We start from the raw sequence: 24,663 nt of genomic DNA on the forward strand, positions 1-24,663 counted from the left end.
GAGATAAACAGTTGTCTGTGATGATTTTTAATCATATAGACGAACTGTTTATTTTTTTACTTATCTGATCAAGACGAATGTACATGCCTTCATTTTATATGTGAAACTGTATATTGTTGTTGAGGAACGAGGCCCCAACATAATTTAGAAGCCAATAGGATACTTCCATCAGTCAGCGTAACAATGAAACATTCAATTAATATGGTGTCATTTTCTTTGATAAAAGAGCTACCCTGTTCATAACGAATTCTTATTTGCTTACTGGACTTGAGCACATTAATTAACACACTGTATTTGATGGGTGTAATTTAAGTGTACAGACCTTTTATAAGGTGTAACCCCTTTGAATCTGGCGAGAAAATGTCAAGTAATAATGACAAACAACAAATTTAACCAGGCAATAATAAAGCCACCCAATATCTAATGATAGTCTGACGTAAAGAGCATTTGCGTAATGAGGGAATTGGAAGTGTCATTGCTAGCCCCAATAAAGAACGATGTGGCTAAAATAATCATACTTATGAGTTCTGAAATATAAATGACCTTGTGTTCAATAACATTAAGGCATTACTCGGATAATCAGCGGGAAAGTTTCCTGCCTGCTGTTCAGGAGGCTTAGAAATGAAGGTAGTGATTTTGTCTGATACACATATGCCAAAAAGAGGCGGCATGTTTCCTGAGAGATTCATAAATGAATTGGATCAGGCCGACCATATTATTCATGCAGGTGATTGGTCGACACTAGAGGTTTATGAAACCCTGTCGGAGTATGCACCGGTCACTGGAGTGCAGGGGAATATTGATGATGAACAAATCATAGAGAAGATGCCCGAAAGAGAGATAATTACGCTGAAAGGCTTTAGAATTGGTATCGTTCATGGACATGGAAGTGGAAAAACAACCGACAGGCGTGCGTTTGATACTTTTATTGATGAGCCAGTTGACGTCATTATCTTTGGGCATTCTCATATTCCTTCGCTCCGTTATTTTAAGCAGCGTCTACTTATTAATCCGGGATCTTTGATGGATAAACGAACGAATCCTTACTATTCATTCGCGGTTATGAATCTGGAGGAAGGGATTGAAGTACGACATATATTTTTCTCCTGAACATTATCCGGGGCGCCTGTGCAAATAACGATCGTTTTTGATTGAACATCACGATTGATTCAACAAACTTGTTTGACACAAAGGTGCTTAAATTTGAGCTGGAAGGACCCAACCGTCCTTCCGGCTCATTTTGTGTCTTAATCTGCAACCGCGTCTGTACGTCCACCTACCGGCAAAATCACATAGATATTGGCCCCGGGTCCCAGCGTTTGCGGTTCGATAAACGCTACCCGCCGGATCATCTCCAGTTTAATCAGCTTTCGGATAGCCCGCCGAATCGTGGAATTGGATACGTCCAATTCATCTTCCATTTCCAAACACAACAAGATAAAAGCCGACCAGACGAAATGGTACCGCGTCAATTATTCCGCCAACGATTTTGTCACTGTCGAAGAACGGAACCACTACCCGAAACAGGCAACAGCAACTGCCCATGACGGACAGATGGAATTGCCTGAGTTGAGCAGACCAATAAGTAAAGAACATAAGAACTCTAAAAAAGAGATTGTCGGGCTTCACCATGACGAAATCAGAATGATCATCGAACACCACAACCTGAAAACCGCTAAACAGTTCAAGGTAAACGCCGCATCCAGCAAGAAACTCCTCAATGCCCGGCTGAATGAAGGCTATTCAGTAGAAGACATCAAGGGACATGAGCCTCGTATCGTATACAATCTACTGGGCGCTGACAAACGGCAAAATCGGTGTGAACGACACCGTGGAGAAGCTGAAGAAGGTGCAACCCGACGAAGCAGCGGTCCTCCGCTTGCACGAGTCCAATATGTTGGGCATTGGGCGAATCAAACTGTATGCGATTAAGACTTAAACCAAAGACTGGTTCGCCTTCTACTTCGCTGAACACGCATTGGACGTATTCCGGCTGCACGGAAAGTAATTCGGTGAAAACAACAAGGATGTCCTGAATGCCTACCGCCTCCTGTTCAGAGTGATGGCTTCCGCCGAGACAGGAAAAGAGGAGTTCCTGTTCGAACGGAAGAAACGCATTGCTGAATTCCCCGCTTATGCCGGGCATGCGAAGGCGGGGAGAGGGTGATGTTTCAGATGCAGGGGATTGAATAGATGGAATTACAGTGAAAATACATGGGCCTTATCTACTCCTGTAGTCTTTCGGAGTTGTTTGAGAGCCAGTTGTTTTTATAGAGTTTTTTTGTAAATCGTGCCAGATCCGCAAACATTTAATTCACAATAAATTTTTGGAATCTACAGAGCGTTGGAGGGGGGGATGAAGTTTAAATTACATAAAATTAAAAGGAGTTGTTCTAATATCTGGGTACCGTGCAAGGTCTATGAGTGTGATGGAGATAAAGAAAAACATCCACAATCTGCTGGGTTATTTCAGTGGTGTCTTGCGAAGATTAATCTAGGAGACGTTTTTTAGTTATGTGTATTAGGGGTATGCGGTATCGGTTGAGGAGTGAATGGATTCGGAAAAGGGGGAATTTGAAATGGACATAACCTCACTCCGGCACTTGGATCTTCAGTGGAAAGTGAAGAACAAAATAAGCTACGACATCTTCGCGAAGAATTTACACTATTTGTTAAAGTATCTAGGTGCAATTTAGAGATAGAGATAATGGGAACGAAACTTGGCTTGTTCAATTCCGCGATCAGACGTGAATACGTAAACTAATAAAGTTGCAAATTATCAATGTAATTCATTGTTATAAATCTACTTAAGCATCCTAGGAGCGAACATCTAAGTTATTCTGACTGCAACAAATAATAACATAGGTAATTCGGACAGGGCCATGGTAGTGTAGAGCCCAATGAGAGCTTGGTTCTTAAAAAGATTTCAGAAAAGTAATATAGTCTCCATAAATATTCAAAGCCTTATTATAAAGAAGTATAAGAATACGAGATGTATGAATATGCGTAGGATTTATTCATTGAGTGCTGTCAATGAGTGCTGATTATTAATGTTATGAAATGATAACACCTCCGCAATCTGAATTATTTATTAGTAGTGTGATAGGAACTGGAGTTGTCTGTCAGTTTTCAAAAAAATGAAAGCGTCAACAAAATGATGTTGACAATTCCGACTATTTTGTTTAGTATGTTAAATACAAGTTGTATACAAGTTGTATTCAACGGATTATCAAGGAGGTGATCTCAATTCAAAGTCAAACTAAGTCTTCTTTAAAAGACATCGCTTATAAGAAAATCAAGAGTATTATATTAGAAGGCGAAGAGGAGTTCACATCAGAAAGTAGTTTAGTCAATTTACTTGATATGAGTAGAACACCTATTAGAGATGCTTTGCATCGATTGGAAATTGAGGGGTTTATTAAAATTTATTCAAATCAAGGAATTTATTTTTGGAATCCTACTGCAGTTGAAAAGAACGAGTTATTTGATTTAAGGATAGCGATAGAGACATTCGCTATCAGACAGGTGATCGAGTTTTCCAAAGAAAATATATCTTACTTAAAAGAAAATGTAAGAAAACAAAAAATAGCTGTAGAGAATAAAGATTACTTGGAGTTCAATGAATTAGATATGGACTTTCATCAGTATTTACTTGAAGTAAACGGAAATACACAGTTTTTAAAAAACTATAAAAACTGTAGAGAAAGACTTATGACCATACGGACTGCAAAACATTTATTAAAATCTCAATCAACTGCAATTCATGGTCTGATAGAGGATCATACTAGGATTGTAGAAAATCTAAATGTTAATGCTAATCTTACTAGTGCTGAAATACTTGAACAGCATATAGAAAAAGGAAAAATAACACTATTTTAAAAGGAGAGATTTTAATGACTACTACATTACTTAAAAATATGAGTTGGAAAAATTTTGTGAAAAGCAAAGAAGGTACAAACTTAGTTATTATACCTACAGGAGCTTTCGAGGTTTATGGTCCACACTTGCCACTCGGCTCTGACGCGTTAGTCGCTGTTAAAATTGCAGAATTGGTTGCGATTAAAACAAAAGCAATTGTAGGTCCTTTAATGGAGGTAGGAGACTCATCAATGCTAGACGACTTTCCAGGAACTATTACCATTAGACCGGAAAGTTTTAAAAACTATCTTTGGGATATAATGACAAGCTTGAAAAAATGGGGTTTTACTGATTTCTTGTTTGTAAATAATCATGTTGGAAATGTTCCTATCATTGATCAGCTAAGTCGTGACCTTGAAAGAGATGAAAATATGAGGTGTGCTCAAATTGACTACTGGAGATTTGTGCAGACTCTAGATGAAGGAATTGTTGAGACGGAATTTCCACATGCTCATGCTAGTGAAGCAGGTACTGCGATTCTGAGGTATTTATATCCAGAATACTGTGATATGAGTTTGATTACAGATGAGCCACCCACATCTTCTGATAAATTCCCTGACGTTATTAAATACCCTAAGTATGGAGATTTGAGTAAGTCTGGTACTATCGGCCATGCGACTGCTGGTACGCCTGAGAAAGGAAAAGAACTAGTTGAACGTTCAGTTAATCGCATTGTGCAATTCTTAGAAGAAAGTTGGGGGTACAGTGCGGAAGATAGATAAGACACTAGAGGGCGTTTCATCTGTTTTATTGATCATCCTAACAATGGTTGTTACAATTCAAATATTTTCTAGAGTTTTATCGATTTCTGTACCTTGGTCCGAAGAACTAGCTAGACAGGTCTTAATTGCCTTCTCTTTTTTAGGGGGGGCACTTGCCTACTATAAGAGTGGAGAATTAAAAATTACTATGTTAATAGATGTGTTTCCTGAAACACTTAGAAAGTGGAATGACTTTATTATTTCGATACTTTCTATTGTTATATCTTTAATTGTTCTATATAGTGGTATTTTATTTTTATCAGATATATGGGGAACACCCACTGTAGCGCTTCGTTGGAACAAAGGTATATTTTTTCTAGCGATACCAATAAGTTTTCTGCTAATATTTATTAAATTGACTAGAAATTTATTTGGAATAATGAAACCTAAGGAAATACAGAGGTGATGATATGTTAGCTATACTGTTTATTTCTTTATTTATACTATTGCTTTTGGGAATGGATATATCTTTAGTAATGCTAAGTAGTGCAGCACTTGTTGTAATCTTTAGCCAGTTCAGTGATTTTCCTCTTATGATCCAAACAATTTCACAGCATATCTTTAGTGGAGTTGATAAGTTTAGTTTTACCGCGATTCCATTATTTATTCTTGCTGGAGAGCTAATGAATAGGGGAATGATCACAGATAGGTTAGTAACTTTCTCTCAAACGTTTCTTGGACATGTTCCAGGCGGATTGGCACAAACAGGAGTAGGATTGAATGTTGTAATGGCTGGAATGTCTGGTTCTGCTGTAGCTGATTGTGCCTCAACAGGGAGTATACTGATACCTGCCATGGAAAAGGAGGGGTATAAACCCGCTCGAGCAGCAGCAATAATAGCGAATGCATCAACAATCGGCCCGGTATTCCCACCTAGTATTCCAATGATTATTATTGGTTCTATTGCCGGATTATCCGTCGGAAAACTTTTTATTGCAGGAGTAGTGCCTGGCTTGTTAATGGGAATAGCATTAATGTTCTACATTTACTTTCATGCTAAAAAAACTAAAATGGCGATTAAACAAAAATCTACTATCAAAGAAAAGATAGCAGCAACGAGAAACGCATTTCTGGCACTTCTATTACCGGTCATTATTGTGGGTAGTATAATATTTGGCATCGCAAGCCCTACAGAATCTGCCGTACTTGGTGTTCTTTATGCTTTAATTGTAACGACATTTGTATACCGTACAATGTCTTTTAAAAACTTTTATGAAACTTTAATTGCTTCATCTGTTTCAGCAGGGGTTATTATGCTAGTTTCAGCGGCGGGTGTACTATTTGGTTGGCTCGCTACTTATTATAACTTGGGGAATAGTGTTAGAGATTTGCTATTCTTACTAAGTGATAATACTTTTGTAGTTTTAATTGTTGTAAATATCATGCTTTTGATTTTAGGCATGGTATTAGAGGCGATACCGATCATTTTACTTTCGGTACCTGTTTTGCTTCCATTGCTAACTGAATTAGGTATTGATCCAATTCATGCATCAATGATTATTGTGGTGAATTTAATGATAGGTCTGGTAACGCCACCAGTAGGGTTACATTTGTTTATAACTGCCTCTATCGCTAAAGTTCCTATTACATCAGTAATTAGAGAGTCAATACCATTTATGGTCGTACTCTTAGTCGTGTTAGGTTTGGTTACATTTGTTCCACAGATCTCACTATTTCTACCTAACTTAATGAAGTAATATTACATTTTCATATGACTGAATATTGAAAAAGGAGATGATTGAAATGAAATTGCTTTACAAGTCGCTTGTAACGATTCTTTTAATAGGTACTTTAACAGGATGCTCATCAAAAGCAAATTCAGATTCTACAGCAGGGGCAAATGGTACTCTTAAATTGAGATCTGCCGATGTTGTTGATCAAAAAAGTCCTTATACCACTGGGATGGAAAAATTCGCGGAAACTGTCAATGAAGATACTGATGGAAAGATCCATATTGAACATTTTCATTCCGGACAATTGGGTTCTGATGCTGAGATATTTGAGTCCGTAAAACAAGGAAGTGTTGATATTGCACTACAAGGCGCGATACCTGGAAGTGAAGTTGCGGGGGCATTTTATATTCCCTACTTATTTAAGGATGCTGATCATTTAAAGTCTGTAATACAAGGAGATACGGCAGAAAAGATTAAAGAATTAATTGAGGAAGAAACGGGAATCAAGGTAGTAGGGTTTGTTCCATTTTCAACGCGGTACCTTACAACGAATGGTATTGAAGTTAAGACACCATCAGACTTAAAGGGATTAAAAATTCGTGTTCCGGAGACTCCTGCTGTGGTTAAGGGGTGGAAATCTATGGGGGCTAATCCTACTCCGCTTTCATTTACAGAACTGTTTACATCTCTTCAAACAGGAGTTGTGGATGGACAAGAAAATCCTTACGAAATTATTTACAATAATAGTTTCTATGAAGTACAAGATACAATTAATAAGACGTACCATAACTTCCCTGTAAGGACTTTAATTATGAATAAGAAAAAATATGACTCTTTAACCGAGGATGAAAAAAGTATTCTAGAAGAAAATTGGTTAGAGATTTCGAGTTTTGTAGATGAACTCTATGAAGAACAAGAAGAAGGATATATAGAGAAGTTAAAAGAAGAAGGCATGAAATTTGTTGATTCAGATGTTGAGAGCTTTAGGGAAGTAGCGCAAAGCACAACCGATCAACTTGCAGAAGAAGTTTTTGGTAAAGAATTATATGAGGAAATAAAATTGTTAGGAAAATAGGAGGTCTATAAATGCTAGTATCAGCAGTTCAACTAAATTCCAACCAAGATAAGCAAGAAAATTTACAAAAAGCCGTCCGTTATATAGAAGAGGCAGCTCAATCGGGATCAAAATTTATTGTGTTTCCCGAATACATGAATTATATAAGTAGCAAGAAAGAAGCACTTGAACATGCCGAAATGATTCCAGGTCCAACAACGGATTTATTAGCGAAAAAGGCAAAAGAGTTAAGTGTATTCATACACTGTGGAAGTATGCTAGAACGGTTAGATAATGAGAAAGCTTATAATACAAGTGTTTTAATCAATGATCAAGGTGAGATTATCGCAAAGTACAGAAAGATGCATCTATTTGACATTGATGTTGAGGGTGTAGTGACCTATAAAGAGTCTGATTTGATCGAACCAGGAAATGATGTTGTTATGGCGGAAACCTCAATAGGAAACATAGGTTTAAGTATTTGTTATGATCTGAGATTTCCTGAATTGTTCAGAAAGTTAATGTTAAAAGGCTCAGAAATTCTAGTTGTACCTGCAGCATTTAACTTAGGAACAGGAATCCATCACTGGGAAACACTTTTGAAAGCCAGAGCTATCGAGAATCAATGTTATTTAATAGCGCCCGGCCAAATTGGATCTTATGAGGGGAACTCTACCTTTGGTAGTTCCATGATTATCGATCCTTGGGGAGTTGTAATAGCTAGAGCATCCGATAGGGAAGGGCTTATCACCGCAGAAGTAGATAGAGAGTATATTGCAAAATTAAGAAGTCAACTTCCATGCTTAAAAAATAGAAGGCCATCTTTGTATTAATAATAGGTGCCTGTGCAGAAAGCTATTGCGTTTGATTAAATATCTATGATAATTCGAACAAACGTGTATGTTAAAACTCTCATGTTTGTTTCATATTTAGATACCATTTTTTAGAGATACAGTCCAATTATAAAAGTTGTTTAACTAAAGATAGTAATCATCCAGCTAACTTTCAGGATAGCTGGATGATTACTTTTCTATTGGTGTAAACAAAATCCTCCATGCTCTACCATCACTTCCAACTTGGGAGAAATCACCCCATCCCCCTCGACGATCTTCAGTAGCAAATCACGCACCAATTTATTGAAGGTAAAGACTTCATGGTCTCTAATTTTTTGTTATTTCCTGAATACCCCAAAAGTGTAGCCGGGAGTTGCTATGAATAGATGGCATACGCCAATCATAAGATACACAATTCTATTAAATTCCCCATTTTCCAACACAAACCCCTCTAAAAGTCGTTGACTAGAATAGGAATATAGTAAATAATAAATACTAACTAGATTTATAGACATTATACGAGAATGAGCATTTAGAATCACCAAGAAGTAAAATTTCCCCTTTTGTCACAGGCTAAGGAGGCGAGGCAATATGTTTACTCCACCAGACTACCAACAATATATTGAAATCCCGAGCACCTATTCAATCGGTATACTTTTATTGTCTCTACTCGTCATAGGCTTCACATCCTACACCACGTTGTCGCTTTATGACCGGATGCAGAAACCGAGCTTCTTTAAGCGAGAAATCTGGCTTATTCTGGCTTCGTTGGCCATGGGTTTTGGGATTTGGGCAACTCATTTTGTATCGATGAACTCCTTATCGCTCCCGCTGGATATGCATGTCAATTACATGACCAGTTTTCTATCCATGTTGCCGGCCATCATTGCTTCTTTCCTGGCATTCCAACTTATTCAAGGTCCTATGAAACCTAATTGGAAATATACAATTGCTGCTGTGCTATTTGCAGAAGGCATGACGGCTATGCATGTGATCGGTATGCAATCGATGGAAGTCGAAGCCGTGGTTCAGTATGACTGGCAACTGCTCCTGGTGGCGAACGTGATTGTCGGTTTGTTTTCTTACATCACCTTTCGGCTCATCGGTAATCCAAAAAATACGACTGCTGGAAAGTGGATTGCCATGCTATGTTTGACGTTGGCACCAGCCGCCATGCATTATTTAGGTCTACTCGGGACTCGCTATTATATAAAAATCGGGCAGCCATTCATGGATCAAGCAGTCAATCATATGCTTTTATTGAATTCGATTATTGGTGTGGGTGTAGGTGTATTGCTGGTCGTCATGTTATTGACAACCTATATTGACGGCTATTTGGACTATTGGCTGAAGTATTTTGATGTATTGACGAAGCTGCCCAATCGACGGAATTGGGAACGTGAACTGACGGATGATGTAGCGGCAGGAGATGTGGCGGTCTGGAATTTCCCTGATTTGCAGCGTGTCAATCAGCTATATAGCTATGAGGCTGGCGATAAGATCTTGCAGCAAATCGGCGAGCTATTGTCGAAATGGAAGCCGAAGTTCGCGCAATTGTATCGGGTAAGTGGAAATCGATATTTATTCTGCGTCAATCAATCCGGTCGTTCGGCGGATTTCTATAAAAATCTGGTCATTCTTCAACGAGAGATTGACCAATTGCTGCCGATCAAACGACAGGAGATGCGCTATACGTGTGCATTAGCGAAAGCGGATCAGCGGAAAACGAAAAAGCAATTGTACCAAGAAGCGCTGATGGTCGTCGATCAAGCGACTCTTTCTCGTGAGTGGGGCTTGGTTACGTTTGACCCGGCTATTTATGGAACGTCCTATGAGCAAGAAGTGTTGCGGGATATTTCGAAAGCGATGGAGGAAGAGCATCTGCATATTGTGTATCAGCCGAAAGTGAAGGGTAGCACTACTGATTTTGTCGGAGTAGAAGCTCTGCTGCGATGGAATCACCCTGAACTCGGACCGATATCGCCCGCTGTATTCGTACCATTTTTAGAATCAGATGGACGGATGGGGGAAGTGACCGACTGGATCATCCATAAAGTTTGCAGGCAGATTCACGACTGGGACGCGCAAGGTGTGCATATTCCACAAGTCGCCATCAATATTCCGGGCGAATACGTAACGGAGCCGCATTTATTGGACGTGTTATGGAAAGAGACGGACGCATTCCGTATAGAGTCTCATCGGATTGAGCTGGAAATCACGGAAACGAGTACGGCGAAATCGATCACGCTCGCTATGACCGCATTAAAGAGGTTTAAGCGCTATGGTTTCGCGGTAGCGCTGGATGATTTCGGTACGGGTGTCTCCTCGCTTTCCTATCTGCAGCAATTGCCGATCACGACATTGAAAATCGATAAATCGTTCACGGATGTAGTTCCTGCGTCGCCGAAAGAATGCGCCGTGCTCAATGCTATCCTGAACATAGGGCAATCTATGGATCTGCAAATCGTCATCGAGGGAGTAGAAACCGAGGAGCAAGTGGAATTCTTGCTGGATCTTCAACCGGACTTGATTTTTCAAGGGTATTACTTCGCAAGACCGATGGCTGTAGACCAATTGGTGGAGTGGATTGATGAATCGGATGAATGCCAACGAGTAATGCAACTCGGTAAGCAGTCTTCAAAATAAATGGATCTACTATATTTCTTCGCATTGCCATAGATTGATAGGCGATCCATATGGTATAGTAGTCCTATGGAACCAAAATGCATACGATACTATGAATTTTTGATAAATAGATAGAACAAATCGTCTGAGAGGGTGGAAGAAGTTGGCGAACGATTCAGGGATTTTATTGGAAAGTGGTACAAATGAGCTGGAGATTGTCGGGTTTGAAATGGGAGGCAACCGTTACGGTATCAACGTTATCAAAGTGAAAGAGATTATTATGCCGTTGCCGATCACCCCGATTCCGCACGCGCATTTTGCGGTGGAGGGAATTGTCCAGTTACGCGGCGAAGTGTTGCCAGTCGTCAACATGGAAAAGATTTTAGGGATGGCTCCTTCAAGCAATCCTTCAGATGAAAAATATATCGTCGCTTCGTTTAATAAACAGACCGTCGTTTTCCAAGTACACAATGTGACACAGATTCATCGGATTTCATGGGATCAGATCGAGAAACCTTCAGGCATCTATGCAGCCGAGAATTCCCAAGTCATCGGTGTCATCAAGTTAGACGGCGAAATGCTGTTATTGCTGGATTTCGAAAAGATTATCCTCGATATTAATCCGGACGCGGGCATAAATGTGGACCAGGTGAAGAAGTTAGGCAAACGAGAGCGATCTGACAAGCGTCTTTTGATTGCAGAAGATTCCCCTCTGTTGCGTAAATTATTGAATGATACGTTGCAAGAAGCAGGCTATGGCAACTTGGACTTTTATGAGAACGGTAAAGATGCTTTCGATTATTTGGAAAGCATTGTAGAACAAGGCATCGACGTGAAAAAAGAAGTCCAGCTCGTCATCACGGATATCGAGATGCCGCAAATGGACGGCCATCACTTTACGAGACGAATTCGCGAGAATCCGAAGCTTGCTGGATTGCCGGTCATCATCTTCTCTTCGCTAATCACGGACGATCTTAAGCATAAAGGATTGAGCGTCGGGGCGGACGATCAAGTAAGCAAGCCGGAAATTGCCGAGCTTGTATTGAAAATCGATAAGTATATATTGTAAGAAAAGGAGACTCCAGTTGATTCTGGAGCCTCCTTTATTTATTACGGAAGATTTAATTGCCATGAAATACCGTACCGATCATTTAGCCAGCCAAACTTCTTGCTGAAACCATAGTCATCCAGCGGCATAAGAGCTTGTCCATCCTGGATCAGTTTCCCGTAAAGATCGTCCAGCTCCTTTTCCGAAGTGCAAGTGAGGTAGATTGAAAACGAAGGAGTGAAGGAGAATTCATGTTTCAAATTACTGTCGATGCACATAAACTCTTGCCCCTTCAAAGAGAAAGTCGCATGCATCACCGTGCCTTCATCTCCGGCTTCATTCGCTCCGTAGCGGGTGATGCTTGTAATTGCCGAGTCCTCAATAAGTGATGTGTAATAATTCATTGCTTCTTCTGCATTGCCGTCTTGGAACATTAAAAATGGTGTAACTTTTTCCATATAAATCAATCCTTCCTCTGTTTTCTTAAGTTTCTCACATGCAACTGCGGACTTCTTTTATAATAAGCTGAATTTTTTTGCGGTGGTCTGAGACCGAAACGTGTTCTTTCATTGGTAGGGAAATGCGACCAACCATTTTGGGGACATGTCAGCCTAATGAAAGAGTATATCATGATTCCTTAAGATGAATACCGAAGTATCGTTCCAGAACAGTAGCCCTTTCGCTGTTGTGAACGGTTTTCTCTTGTTTTTCCCCATTGTGAGTGACGACTAAAGTATCCCCTGAAAGTGTAATCCGGCCATCCGAAGTGGCAATCGTGATGAGTTCTTTGTTCGTAAAATGGGAATCAGGGGAGGTTTGATTAAAATGGCATGCCTCTTCAAAGTCCATTAACTTTTTAGGGGTTATGTCAAAGCGAAGCAACGTATTCCATTCAGCGTCGTTACCTTTTCTTTGCAGGTCAAAAATACTCTCTTCTATCTTTTCTGCACGGTATACCCCGCTGACGTCTTCTTGCGGTTTGCCTGTTAAGGGGAGTGGCATTCTAGTAGAGTCGCCAAATCCGACATCGACTAAATAAGGCTGATCTAGTTGGACAATCTGGGCGGCATGACTTCCTTCTTTTGCCCAAGTGCCTTTGGGGGTTCTCACGGTTCCAGCTATCAAATGATTGTTGAAGCCAAGCCCTTGCAGTAACCAGTTGAATAGCCCATTTAATTCATAACAAAAACCGCCGCGCTGATTCAGTACAATTTTGTTGTAATACGTTTCTACGTCTAAGGGAATTGGAACATTGTGCATCACATCTAAATTTTCAAAGGGAATATGCAGCATATGTTGCATCTGAAGTTGGGAAAGTGTTTCAATACTTATCCCTTTTATGTCCTTGAGACCGATTCGTTGCAAATATTGACTAATTTTCATATCGGGATGCTCCTTTACGTAAATTATTTAATTTACTGTCTGCTATGGTAAAGCCTTTTAAGAAAATTGGCTTCAATAGTACTGTATGTGTATATTTTTAAGTCTACCCAAACAAGCCGAAAAAATCAGTCAAATACATTGAAAGTAAGAGCATTGCAAGAAGAACTAATTGAGAAGTTGTTAAAATGTAAGCATTTTTATTTTCTGCATACTTCCATTCCATAATAGCTGTAACGATTTCAGTTATGAAAATTAATGCAAACAGTAAAATGTAAGGTTCTAAAAACAAGATTGGATCCGATGGCAGTCTTGATACATTGACGATGCTTCCGACTATGATAGCAACAATAAAGACAATTCGAATGGTCCAATCAATCTTTTTATGCAATGCATTCATATGGTTATATGAAAATAACTTCTTCCTTTTAACTTTAAGGATTTTTCTCATAATGGCATTAAACGAAAAAAACAGCAGCCAAACAACGAATAAAAAAAGGAAGAACGTTGGCCAAAAAGATGATCCCACCCCGAAATAAATCATATTTATCTCATCACACCTTAGTTATTTATTTAAAAAGGTATCTATACGCAAGATAATTGTATATTGCAATCTGGAACTGATAGGGATTGTGCTTATCCGTTTATCAAGTCCGGCAGGTGAATAAAACTTCTCAATTATTACCGCTTCCTTTGTTGATCTTGCTGGAAAACACAGTCATCAAAACAATAAAAACAGGCAATAGACTCCACAAAAAGAATCCCCATTGATGTGTAATTAAGGATAATGCTAAAAAGAAAGCAAGAACTATAATTGAAATATACACGGAACGTTTTTGATAGGTATTCATCCTGCACACTCCTTTTTCAAGTTATCTAAATACCTTGTATTCCTACACGTGTTATTCCACACAAGGAATTATTATGTTGGCGTCATCAAGCTATTAATCTCTGTTTTCTTTCCGTGCTTCCGTTCCCATCAGTATTTTTAATACGTCCTTTTATGTTTGACAGGATGACTCCAATCAAAGCGAACAAGTTTAAACAAAAGGATAGTAAATAATATGTACTTGTTGACGCTTCTAGAAGATAGGACCCATATCGCAAAGTATTGATCACTAAGATAACCAATAGTAGAACAAACATTTTACTATTCATTGTTCATTCTCCTTTCTGAAAGTTCACCTAGCTTACCTCTCGTACTTGCCGTTGATTATATCGTACTCTCAGAAAAATTGAAAATATCAGTTTCGAAATGTCTGTTCTTTGTAAATCTGCTACACTACCAATAAAAGGGGCTGAGACGATGAAAGTGATTATTGCGCCTGATGCGTTCAAAGGAAGTTTGACAGCCGATGAAGCTGCAGAAGCGATGCAGACAGGTGTCAAAAAGGTATTTCCACAAGCGGAGACAATGTGTTTGCCTGTCGCAGATGGCGGGGAAGGCACATTGTCGGCTCTTATATCTGCAACGGGAGGCGTGTATAAAACATTTACTGTACGCAACCCCCTCGGGCATTTAGTAGAAGCGCAACTTGGAGTACTCGGTGATGGGGAGACGGCAGTGGTGGAACTTGCGCAAGCTTCTGGGCTGATGTTACTTGGGCCTGGTGAATTGAATCCGATGGAGGCTTCGACATTTGGCACGGGAGAATTGATTCGCCATGCGCTTGATGAAGGGCATCGCAAGTTGATCATCGGTTTAGGAGGAAGTGCGACGAATGATGGAGGAACCGGTTTGTTGGAAGCGCTAGGTGTCAGGTTTTTTGATGCGCAGGGGAAGTTGCTGCAGATGAACGGCTCTTCGCTTTCCCTCATCGATAAAGTAGATGCGTCGCAGATGGATAAGCGTTTGGTAACGACGGATATTCGGATTGCATCGGATGTGGAAAACCCTTTCGTCGGTGAAAATGGTGCTTCGTACATTTTTGGACCGCAAAAAGGAGCAGATACAAAAGCGGTGAAGTTGCTGGATGAAGGATTGCTTCATTTTGCGGATAAAACAGCCAAACTTACTGGTATGCGTCTCCATAAACTGAAGGGTGCTGGAGCGGCGGGAGGAAGTGCGGGTGCTTTGCTGGCTTATTGCGGGGCGCGATTAGAAAGCGGGATTGAAGTAGTGTTGGAGGCCATTGAATTCGCAAAGCATATACAGTCTGCTGATTTCATTTTGACGGGCGAGGGCAAGACGGATCGCCAGACGCTGGATGGCAAGGCATTGCTGGGAGTTGCGAAGTCAGCGAAAGCTTGCGGAGTTCCTGTCTTCGTCATTTCAGGAGCGATTGAAGATAATGCATGCGGGGAATTGAGAGAGTGGTTTTCTGAACTGCGTACTCTAGATGACGGCAGTAAGACGCTGGTTGAGTTGATGGCGAATGCATCCGGGCTGCTCTGCAGGGAGACTGCCCATTTGATGTCAGAAATAAAAAACAGCGATTTATTCTTGTGATATAGTATACTGATAAAATCCGGTTTCGTCAGTGCGAGATTATTTGCTTTGCGATGCGTATTCGGATAGTTAGCAGGGTATAGATAAACAAGGAGGTGGTCAGATGTTTCAAAATGCTTTGGACTGGCTGGTAGGACCGGCGAATAACTTTATTTGGACGTATATCTTAATAGGACTTTTACTCGCAGCTGGGGTATATTTTACGATTCGCACGAAATTTGTACAAGTGCGTTTGTTCCGTGAAATGTTTCGTTTGATCGTGGAAAAGAAGGAAGGGAATGACGGAGTTTCACCTTTCCAGGCGTTCACCATCAGTGCGGCTTCGCGTGTCGGGACTGGTAACGTGGCAGGGGTCGCCCTTGCAATTGGAATTGGTGGACCCGGCGCGGTGTTTTGGATGTGGATTATTGCGATCATTGGAATGGCGACCGCATTCATCGAGAGTACGCTCGCGCAAGTGTATAAAGTAAAAGATGGTGAGACGTTCCGCGGTGGACCAGCGTATTATATGCAGAAAGCGCTCGGAAAGCGGAATCTAGGAATCGCTTTTGCTATTTTGTTGACACTATGTTTCGGTTTCATTTTCAACGCAGTACAATCCAATACGATCAGCCAATCCTTCATGAATGTTTTCGGTATTCCAGATTGGGGTGTCGGTCTCGGATTGGTAGTACTTACAGCCATCATCATCTTCGGCGGTGTCCAGCGCATTGTCAAAGTGACGCAGACGATTGTTCCCGTGATGGCAGTATTCTACATTCTGGTTGCGTTGTTTATCGTTGTCATGAATATTACGCAGGTTCCTGCCATGTTCATGTTGATTGTTGAACATGCATTTGGCATCAAGGAAATTGCGGGCGGTGGAATTGGGATGGCGATCATGCAAGGGGTTCGCCGAGGACTATTCTCCAATGAAGCCGGTATGGGTAGTGTGCCGAATGCTGCTGCGACAGCCAATGTTTCACACCCGGCAAAACAAGGGCTCGTACAGAGTCTTGGTGTATTTTTCGATACGATTATAATTTGTTCGGCTACGGCATTCATCATCTTGCTTGGCGGACTATATCAGTCTGGTGAAACGGATGGAATTTTGCTGACGCAGGCATCGATGGCAGTGCATGTCGGGGCATGGGCTCCGTATTTCATTGCGGTCGCGATCATGTTCTTCGCATTCAGTTCTGTCATCGGTAATTATTATTACGGTGAGACGAATATCGAGTTCATTCACGCGGGCAGAGGATGGAAAGTGCTTTATCAGATTCTAGTCCTAGGCATGGTGTTTTTCGGTGCAGTAGCAAAAGTACAAGTCGTATGGGATATGGCCGATCTCTTCATGGGTGTAATGGCAATCCTGAATCTGATCGTCATCCTACTTCTCGGAAAAGTGGCTTTTCAAGTCCTCGACGACTTCACTGCTCAAAGACGCCAAGGGAAAAATCCAGTATTCAAAGCCGAAAGCATTCCTGGCCTAAAAGGCGCGGAATGTTGGGAGGAAACCCCTACGGATCCAGAAGATCGATTGCGTGGGTGAGTTCCGCTGAAACAATAAAGTCGTAGTTCAGAAGTCCAATTCTGAACTGCGACCTTTTTTAGTTCTTTACAGTTTACACACAACATGTTAGGGTATAACTTGTACATAAGACACTATATATAGTATTTTGATGAATCGGTACCGATAACGGTTTAAAAGGGAATCCGCTAAAAACGGAGCTGCCCCCGCAACTGATGGTATTGACGACTGTCCGTAATTATCCACTGCCTTAGGCGGGAAGGATGGACAGAAGAGAGACATGCCAGCCAGGAGACCTGCCATTCATCATGCGATACATTCTTCGGGGTTGGAGAGTGGAAGCGAAACGCAGAGGTTTTTGTTTGCCTGTCGTTTTCCGCTTACTACCATCCGTCACATGACGACTCCCGATTGATCGGGAGTCTTTTTTTATTTTTTATTATTTTTGAGGGAGCGGATATTAATGGCTATTATTCATGAAACAGTCGGTCTTGATTTATTGATGGAAAATCTACAGGAAGAGTTCGGGAAACAGGAAGTTGAGCCATTAGTCGAAGCGAGCCGGCGATATCAAGAGCGGCATCCGGAAAGTTCAGCAACGGATTGGACGAATGCGATGGTCTTGGAATCACTGAGCAGAATCGATGAAGCGAATACCTACTGGACGTTCGTGGCCGCGCGGATTTATCTATATGATGTGTATGCGAAGCAAAAAGCGCTGCGTGGCGCAGATGTTTATACTGACTTTGCGAAAAATGTAGAACGCTTGGTGGAGCAAGGGCTCTATACGTCGGTGTTGACGGAGAAGTACAGCCGTGAAGAACTCGACGAAATCGGCCGTTTACTGGAGCCGACCCGCGACCTTTTATTTACTTATATTGGATTGAAAACATTGGTGGACCGCTATGTCACAGTAAACTTCTCCAAGCAGCCGGTAGAGCTGCCGCAAGAACGCTGGCTCGTCATCGCGATGACATTGATGCAGGATGAAACGGAAGAGCGCATCCATAAAATTGGGGAAGCATACTGGGCGATGAGCAATCTTTACATGACGGTTGCAACTCCGACTCTGTCGAATGCAGGGAAGATGCACGGTCAGTTATCCAGCTGTTTCATCGACACAGTGGATGACTCCTTGCAGGGCATTTACAACAGCAATACGGATATTGCGAACTTATCGAAATTCGGCGGCGGAATTGGCGTCTATATGGGGAAAGTCCGTTCACGCGGTGCATCTATCCGAGGATTTGAAGGTGCTTCAAGCGGCGTGCTGCCATGGATCAAGCAGTTGAATAACACGGCAGTCAGCGTCGATCAGCTCGGTCAAAGACAGGGTGCGGTAGCGGTGTACTTGGATGTGTGGCATAAAGATATCTTTACATTCCTCGATTTGAAGCTGAATAACGGTGACGATCGTTTGCGTGCACATGATATTTTCACAGGCGTTTGCTTGCCGGATCTGTTCATGGAGAAAGTGGAATCGCGCGAAGACTGGCATTTATTCGACCCGCATGAAGTACGGACGAAGATGGGTTATTCATTGGAAGACTTTTATGATGAGACAAAAGGAGCCGGCTCGTTCCGTGAGAAGTATGAGGAATGTGTCAATAATCCGGAGTTATCACGCGAAACGGTATCTGCGATTGAAATCATGAAACGTGTATTGCGCAGCCAACTGGAAACAGGCACACCATTCATGTTTTACCGCGATGAAGTGAACCGGATGAACCCGAATAAACATGAGGGAATTATTTATTCTAGTAATTTGTGTACAGAAATTTTGCAAAATATGTCGGCTACCACATTCGAATCGGTTTCATTGGAAGACGATATGGTCGTTACACGCACAAAGCCGGGCGATTTCGTTGTTTGTAATCTATCTTCCATTAACTTAGGAAAAGCGGTGATGGCGAACGTGCTCGATCGCCTGATTACGATCCAAGTGCGAATGCTCGATAATGTCATCGATCAAAACAAAATTCCGGTGGTACAGGCACAACGTACGAATGCGCGTTACCGTGGTATCGGACTTGGTACATTTGGCTGGCATCATTTATTGGCATTGAAAAATATTCAGTGGGAATCCGACGAGGCTGTGGAGTATGCAGATGAACTTTACGAAAACATTGCATATCTGACGATCAAAGCGTCGATGGAACTGTCGAAGGAAAAAGGCGCATATCCATTGTTTGAAGGCTCCGATTGGCAGACAGGGGAGTACTTCGAGCAACGCGAATACGACTCGAACAAATGGCGGGAGCTACGTATGGACGTAGCAATCAACGGAATGCGCAATGGCTATTTGATGGCTGTCGCGCCGAATAGTTCGACATCTGTTATAGCGGGCTCCACTGCTTCGATCGACCCGGTTTTCAAGCCGTTCTATCATGAAGAGAAAAAAGACTATAAATTGCCGGTCATCGCACCCGATTTGGACCATAACACGTATGATATCTACCGCCGTTCCGCGTATATCGTCGATCAGCGCTGGTCAATTAAACAAAACGCCGCACGCCAGCAACATATCGATCAGTCGATTTCATTCAATATTTACGTACCGAATTCCATCCGGGCATCTGTCCTGCTTGATTTGCACATGCAAGCATGGAAATCCGGTATGAAAACAACGTATTATATGCGGTCAACAGCTTCTGAAATCGAGGAGTGCGAGTGGTGTCATTCTTGATTGCGTACACTTCCTGGAGCGGCAATACGGAGGAAGTGGCGGAGTTGATAGCGGATAAAATAAGCCGTGAAGGAATCGAAGTCGACACCCATCGGATCGGCATCGGGGTCCTTCCGGATGTAAATAAATATGAAGCATTCTGCATTGGTTCCTTTACATGGGAAAAAGGTTCAACGCCGGATGAAGTGAAGGACTTTGTGGCGGCTATCGGCTTCAAGCCAGAGCCTGTCTACGTCTTCGGCACAGGGGATACGCAATTTGGTGGAGATGAGTTGTTTTGCAAAGCGGCAGAAAAGTTAGCGCGCTTCTATCATTCACCATTTGAACCGTTAAAGATCGAACAAAGCCCGCGTGGCACGCAAGAAAAATTGGTAACGAATTGGACGAAAGGAGTGCTCGACCATTGGCGACACTTACAAGAGTAAAAGTATTGAATCCAGCAAATCCGAACAAAGCGACGGCTATTTTTGGTGGGGAAGCAAGCGGCATTTTGAACTGGAATGACTTGGCGCATCCACATTTCTATACATTGCGTCAGCGTATCCGTTCTCTTTTTTGGACGGCGAATGAAGTGGATATGACACAAGACGTAAAGCAATTCCCGCGCCTTTCGATAGAAGAGCAATCTGCCTTCTTGAAAATTATCGGCCTGCTCGCAACATTGGATGGCCCGCAAACAGTTGTAGCGATGAAGATCGCGGACTTTGCGACGGATCCTTCCGTCAAGTCGATTATGGCGACAATTGCGGACCAGGAAAGTGAACATAACCATAGTTATGCATACGTCCTGTCTTCCGTCACCAATCTAGACAAGCAAATGGCTTCATTTGAAATGGGGCGTACGGATGAAGTGTTGATGAAGCGTAATGAACGGATTGTGGAAGTCTATAATGAGTTAGCTGAGAATCCGACAATTGAAACAGTTTTGAAGGCGATGGTTTATACAACATTGCTTGAAGGTTTATTCTTCTACAGTGGGTTTGCGTTTTTCTATAACTTAGCACGTCACCAGAAAATGGTCGGGACATCTACTATGATTTCGTATATCAATAGAGATGAATTGCAACACGGAAAAGCGATCAGTGATATTTTCCGCGCGGCGCTTGCTGAAAACCCTGAATACAATACGGGTGAATTCACAGATTGGATCTATGATCAATTCCGTCATTCCGTCGAGCAAGAAGTTATTTGGAGCCGCTATGTACTAGGCGAAATCGAAGGTCTCGACATGGAGGAAATGGAAGGCTACATCAAATATCGTGCCAATAAAATGCTGCGCATGCTTGGATTGAGTGAAATCTATCCCGAGTTCACGGACAATCCGATGAAATGGATTCGCGCATATGTCGATAACTTCGATGATACGAAGACAGATTTCTTCGAACAAACAAGCCGTCAGTATGTGAAGACGAGTGATTTGAATGGCTTTGATGATTTGTAAGAAGTGAAAAGGGAAGGGAAGCGCCAATCGCGCTTCCCTTTTTCCGTACATGATTGCCGGCAAGCAAGCAAAAGTTTTGCCGCACCGCACCAAACCCACGCCGTACCGAGCCAATCCCGCGCCGTACCGAACCAATCCCGCGCTGTACCGAGCCAACCCCGCGCCGTACCGCACCAAACCCACACCACACCGAACCAATCCAACCCCCAGACAATCAAAAAAACGAGCGGATTAAAAATCCGCTCGCTGTGCTGAAAAAGAAATTTATTTCTGAACAGGTGCTTCTTTGTGCATCGTTTTGTACTTCGCAAGATTTACGTGCCAAGACAGTGCTTCTTCCAAGATGTGTGGTGTTTGTCCGCCAACTTGGTCTTTTGCTCGGTTGAAGTAATCACGCAACTCTTCCTTGAAGTCAGGGTGCGCACAGTGCTCGATCAATGCTTCTGCTTTTTGTCTTGGAGCCAGACCGCGAAGATCTGCGTAGCCTTGTTCCGTAACAATTACGTCTACATCGTGCTCTGTGTGGTCTACGTGAGAACAGAAAGGTACGATGGATGAAACATCGCCGCCTTTTGCGTATGACTTCGTTACGAAGATTGCGATTCGTGCGTTACGCGCGAAATCTCCGGAACCGCCGATACCGTTCATCATGCGTGTACCGCTGACGTGTGTAGAGTTAACATTTCCGTAGATGTCCAGCTCAAGCGCCGTGTTGAAGGAAATGATGCCCAAACGACGGATAACTTCCGGGTGGTTGGACACTTCTTGCGGACGGAATACAAGCTTGTCACGGTATTTACCGATATCTTCTTGCAAGCTGTCCAAACGCTTCTTAGAAAGCGTTAATGAAGTCGCAGAAGCAAACTTTACAACGCCGTCGTCGATCAAGTCGAAAATCGCATCTTGAAGGACTTCAGAATATACTTCGATGTCTTTAAACTCAGAAGTTCTCATGCCGTCAAGAACTGCATTTGCTACTGAGCCGACACCAGATTGAAGAGGCATCAACGTTTCGTCCATGCGTCCTTTTTTTATCTCATCACGGAAGAAGTCGAGCAAGTTGTTTGCGATTTCCTGTGTCTCTTCGTCTGGAGGAACGATAGGGGAAGGAATATCGCCTTTCTCTGTAATAACGATCCCGCGTACTTTTTCAGGATCAACTTTGATACCAGGTGTACCGATTTTGTCAGTTACACTGTATACAGGAATTTCTTTTCTTTCACCTTGTTTTGCAGGAATGAAAATATCATGCAAACCTTCGTATTCAGCTGGCACATTGACGTTTAGTTCGATGATGACATTCTTTGCTTCTTGTACGAAGATTGGTGAGTTTCCAACTGAACCTGTCGGGATGATTTGTCCATCTTCCGTAATAGCAGCTGCTTCGATGATTGCGTAGTCGATTGGGCCGATTACGCCTTGGCGTACCCACTCAGCTGTATGGGAAAGGTGCTGGTCGATGTAGAAAGACTCACCGGAGTTGATTTTTCCGCGCATTGCTGGGTTGCCTTGATAAGGAATACGTAAGTTGATCATGTTTTCTTCTGCCATCAACTCATCGACGTTTGGTCCGAGAGAAGCTCCAGTGAAAACGTTTACTTTCAACTTTTCTTTTTTACCTCTTTCCGCTAATGCCAATGGAACCGCTTTCGCATCTCCAGACAAAGTGAATCCACTTAAACCTAGAGACATCCCATCCTCAATCCAAGATGCTGCTTCTTCTGCTGTTACGATTTTGTCTTTTAGTGCTTCACAACGAAGAACTTTGTTTAATTCGTTTGCCACGGTATCATCCACCTAACCTTTCATTTTAACTATAATTCTATCAGTAATCTAAATAAAATCAACATAATATTAAGAGAACTATAGTGAATGATCTTCCGAAAATAACAGGTTGAACAGAAATAGAGTCCAAGCGTGGAATACGTGTGTGTAGCTTTAAAAGAGGTTTTGCACCCTTCGTTACTCAATTTCGAAGTCCGTGTTGAAAGAGATTTACCGTTTTTCATCTCCACTTACTTGCCGCATTACAATGAAGGATACATAGTAACGGATCAATATCACCTTTTTACCGCAACCGCCGATGGTATTTCCGCGAATAATTCAGGACATACTTGCTTATAATCCCTCTTATTCATGTCAATGATAAACGGTATTAACATATGACAGAGGGTTTTTACTATGAAACATACCGGTTCAATCAGTATGCTGCACATAATATTTCTAACAATGACAGTTATTGGTTTGAAAAATCACGTCACAATTATTCCGGCGATATTAAATGTTGCCGGTAGGGATGGATGGATATCTGTACTGTCAGCAACTATGGTTTTATTACCATGGATCGTCCTACTTTTATATATTCATAAAAAAACAAATATGGAGCCGATGAAAGTTTGGCTAAGACAGAAAACCGGCAAAGTCAGTTCATCTATTTTCGTTTTTTTGCTCGCCACTAGTCTTTTGGTGCATGCCTCATTCACGACAAGTGAAATGCTGCAATGGATTAAGTATACATTTTTGACGGATACGCCTTCCATCGCTCTGTTGATTTTTTTTACAATACTTAGCGTCATGTTGATCACAACGTCCATTCAGACGATTGTCATGATAAATGTATTTGTTTTGGTGGGTGTTGTTGCTTTTGGTTTTTTTGCTGCTTTTACGAATTTACAGGTAAAAGATTATGCATTGCTGCAGCCATTTTTTGAACACGGGTTTGATCCTGTACTGAAAGCGATGGTGTACCCTGCTTCAGGACTGATCGAACTTATGTTACTCCTCTTTCTCCAACATAAAATAAAGGATCGGATTCGCTTTAGACATTATCTGATCATGTTCTTTATTTTGATGGGACTAACGCTGGGACCGTTAGTCGGTGCGATTACGGAGTTCGGGCCCAGTGAGGCAAATGAACAACGGTTTCCGGCTTATGAAGAATGGGGACTCGTACAAATCGGGCGTTATATCGAACATCTTGATTTTTTCTCGATTTATCAATGGATTACAGGTGCGTTTATAAGAGTTGGATTCATGTTATACATCATCGTCGACTTATTTAATCTGAATGGGAAAAAGAAAATGATCTGGGCATATATTGCACCGGCATTTTTCTTTATCAGCTTAGCATTATTGCAGATGAGTGGAAGTACATTCGATGAGGTCAAAGGAAAATATATGTTGCCGATCACCTTTATTGTGTATTTTGCTTTTTCGCTGTTTCTCGCGTTTGTTGCCTTTTTTTCAGGTAGATCATCAAAGAGATTCAAGCATGAGACGTAAGCT

Annotated in this window: 23 protein-coding genes and 1 riboswitch; of the genes, 16 read left to right on the forward strand and 7 right to left on the reverse strand. The window is 41.7% G+C overall.

Going from position 1 to position 24,663, the window contains the following annotated elements; all coding sequences use genetic code 11:
• The first annotated feature begins 621 nt into the window (after positions 1-621).
• Positions 622-1,110: a metallophosphoesterase family protein gene (locus MKX97_RS01995; RefSeq protein WP_342536809.1), complete on the forward strand. Its 489-nt coding sequence runs from the start codon at positions 622-624 to the stop codon at positions 1,108-1,110.
• 137 nt (positions 1,111-1,247) lie between these two features.
• Here the strand turns inward: MKX97_RS01995 and MKX97_RS02000 are convergent, their stop codons facing one another.
• Positions 1,248-1,472: a hypothetical protein gene (locus MKX97_RS02000; protein ID WP_342536810.1), complete on the reverse strand. Its 225-nt coding sequence runs from the start codon at positions 1,470-1,472 to the stop codon at positions 1,248-1,250.
• Positions 1,473-1,569: 97 nt separating this feature from the next.
• Here MKX97_RS02000 and MKX97_RS02005 point away from each other — a divergent pair, with 97 nt between their 5' ends.
• From MKX97_RS02005 to MKX97_RS02045, 9 genes are all read left to right on the forward strand, one after another.
• Positions 1,570-1,932: a conserved phage C-terminal domain-containing protein gene (locus MKX97_RS02005; protein WP_342536811.1), complete on the forward strand. Its 363-nt coding sequence runs from the start codon at positions 1,570-1,572 to the stop codon at positions 1,930-1,932.
• Between the two features lie 1,305 nt (positions 1,933-3,237).
• Positions 3,238-3,879: a GntR family transcriptional regulator gene (locus MKX97_RS02010; protein ID WP_342536812.1), complete on the forward strand. Its 642-nt coding sequence runs from the start codon at positions 3,238-3,240 to the stop codon at positions 3,877-3,879.
• A 14-nt stretch (positions 3,880-3,893) separates the two neighbouring features.
• A complete protein-coding gene (locus tag MKX97_RS02015; RefSeq protein ID WP_342536813.1) occupies positions 3,894-4,640 on the forward strand; it encodes a creatininase family protein in 747 nt (248 codons plus the stop codon).
• Positions 4,624-5,085, forward strand: coding sequence for a TRAP transporter small permease subunit (locus tag MKX97_RS02020; RefSeq protein WP_342536814.1), 462 nt, complete (start codon positions 4,624-4,626; stop codon positions 5,083-5,085). The genes MKX97_RS02015 and MKX97_RS02020 overlap by 17 nt, the downstream gene beginning before the upstream one ends.
• A gap of 4 nt (positions 5,086-5,089) precedes the next feature.
• A complete protein-coding gene (locus MKX97_RS02025) occupies positions 5,090-6,376 on the forward strand; it encodes a TRAP transporter large permease (RefSeq protein ID WP_342536815.1) in 1,287 nt (428 codons plus the stop codon).
• Positions 6,377-6,422: 46 nt separating this feature from the next.
• Entirely contained in the window at positions 6,423-7,427 is a 1,005-nt protein-coding gene (locus MKX97_RS02030; protein ID WP_342536816.1) for a TRAP transporter substrate-binding protein, read from the forward strand.
• 11 nt (positions 7,428-7,438) lie between these two features.
• Positions 7,439-8,239: a carbon-nitrogen hydrolase family protein gene (locus tag MKX97_RS02035; protein ID WP_342536817.1), complete on the forward strand. Its 801-nt coding sequence runs from the start codon at positions 7,439-7,441 to the stop codon at positions 8,237-8,239.
• Between the two features lie 591 nt (positions 8,240-8,830).
• Entirely contained in the window at positions 8,831-10,885 is a 2,055-nt protein-coding gene (locus tag MKX97_RS02040) for an EAL domain-containing protein (RefSeq protein ID WP_342536818.1), read from the forward strand.
• Positions 10,886-11,027: 142 nt separating this feature from the next.
• Complete coding sequence (locus MKX97_RS02045) at positions 11,028-11,933, forward strand: chemotaxis protein (RefSeq protein ID WP_078817468.1); 906 nt, start codon at positions 11,028-11,030, stop codon at positions 11,931-11,933.
• A 41-nt stretch (positions 11,934-11,974) separates the two neighbouring features.
• Here the strand turns inward: MKX97_RS02045 and MKX97_RS02050 are convergent, their stop codons facing one another.
• The 4 genes from MKX97_RS02050 to MKX97_RS02065 all read right to left on the reverse strand — a co-directional run bounded on the left by MKX97_RS02050 (position 11,975) and on the right by MKX97_RS02065 (position 14,143).
• Complete coding sequence (locus MKX97_RS02050) at positions 11,975-12,370, reverse strand: VOC family protein (protein ID WP_078817467.1); 396 nt, start codon at positions 12,368-12,370, stop codon at positions 11,975-11,977.
• 169 nt (positions 12,371-12,539) lie between these two features.
• Positions 12,540-13,295, reverse strand: coding sequence for an arylamine N-acetyltransferase (locus MKX97_RS02055; RefSeq protein WP_342536819.1), 756 nt, complete (start codon positions 13,293-13,295; stop codon positions 12,540-12,542).
• A 103-nt stretch (positions 13,296-13,398) separates the two neighbouring features.
• Positions 13,399-13,836, reverse strand: coding sequence for a DUF4181 domain-containing protein (locus MKX97_RS02060; RefSeq protein ID WP_342536820.1), 438 nt, complete (start codon positions 13,834-13,836; stop codon positions 13,399-13,401).
• A gap of 130 nt (positions 13,837-13,966) precedes the next feature.
• Complete coding sequence (locus tag MKX97_RS02065; RefSeq protein WP_342536821.1) at positions 13,967-14,143, reverse strand: hypothetical protein; 177 nt, start codon at positions 14,141-14,143, stop codon at positions 13,967-13,969.
• Positions 14,144-14,598: 455 nt separating this feature from the next.
• On the opposite strand from MKX97_RS02065, the gene MKX97_RS02070 reads away from it, so the two are divergent.
• From MKX97_RS02070 to MKX97_RS02090, 5 genes are all read left to right on the forward strand, one after another.
• Positions 14,599-15,741 (forward strand): glycerate kinase, encoded by a 1,143-nt coding sequence (locus MKX97_RS02070; RefSeq protein WP_342536822.1) that lies wholly within the window; start codon positions 14,599-14,601, stop codon positions 15,739-15,741.
• Between the two features lie 103 nt (positions 15,742-15,844).
• Complete coding sequence (locus MKX97_RS02075; RefSeq protein WP_139365973.1) at positions 15,845-17,272, forward strand: alanine/glycine:cation symporter family protein; 1,428 nt, start codon at positions 15,845-15,847, stop codon at positions 17,270-17,272.
• A 119-nt stretch (positions 17,273-17,391) separates the two neighbouring features.
• Positions 17,392-17,570: riboswitch (cobalamin riboswitch) on the forward strand.
• 144 nt (positions 17,571-17,714) lie between these two features.
• Positions 17,715-19,937 carry a ribonucleoside-diphosphate reductase subunit alpha gene (locus MKX97_RS02080; RefSeq protein WP_342536823.1) on the forward strand — a complete coding sequence of 741 codons (2,223 nt, stop codon included), beginning with the start codon at positions 17,715-17,717 and terminating at the stop codon, positions 19,935-19,937.
• On the forward strand, positions 19,925-20,362 hold the full coding sequence (locus tag MKX97_RS02085) for a flavodoxin (protein ID WP_221837881.1): 438 nt from the start codon (positions 19,925-19,927) through the stop codon (positions 20,360-20,362). The genes MKX97_RS02080 and MKX97_RS02085 overlap by 13 nt, the downstream gene beginning before the upstream one ends.
• Entirely contained in the window at positions 20,341-21,378 is a 1,038-nt protein-coding gene (locus MKX97_RS02090; protein ID WP_009766342.1) for a ribonucleotide-diphosphate reductase subunit beta, read from the forward strand. The genes MKX97_RS02085 and MKX97_RS02090 overlap by 22 nt, the downstream gene beginning before the upstream one ends.
• Here the strand turns inward: MKX97_RS02090 and MKX97_RS02095 are convergent.
• On the reverse strand, positions 21,333-21,581 hold the full coding sequence (locus MKX97_RS02095) for a hypothetical protein (protein ID WP_342536826.1): 249 nt from the start codon (positions 21,579-21,581) through the stop codon (positions 21,333-21,335). The two genes, MKX97_RS02090 and MKX97_RS02095, sit on opposite strands and share 46 nt — an antisense overlap.
• Positions 21,582-21,642: 61 nt before the next feature.
• On the reverse strand, positions 21,643-23,163 hold the full coding sequence (locus MKX97_RS02100; protein ID WP_342536827.1) for a succinate CoA transferase: 1,521 nt from the start codon (positions 23,161-23,163) through the stop codon (positions 21,643-21,645).
• Between the two features lie 396 nt (positions 23,164-23,559).
• Between MKX97_RS02100 and MKX97_RS02105 the strand changes: the two genes are divergently transcribed.
• Positions 23,560-24,660 (forward strand): endospore germination permease, encoded by a 1,101-nt coding sequence (locus MKX97_RS02105; RefSeq protein ID WP_342536828.1) that lies wholly within the window; start codon positions 23,560-23,562, stop codon positions 24,658-24,660.
• The last annotated feature ends 3 nt before the right edge of the window (positions 24,661-24,663 follow it).

The organism is Sporosarcina sp. FSL K6-3508 (assembly GCF_038615825.1).
In the GTDB taxonomy this organism is placed as follows: Bacteria; Bacillota; Bacilli; order Bacillales_A; family Planococcaceae; genus Sporosarcina; species Sporosarcina newyorkensis.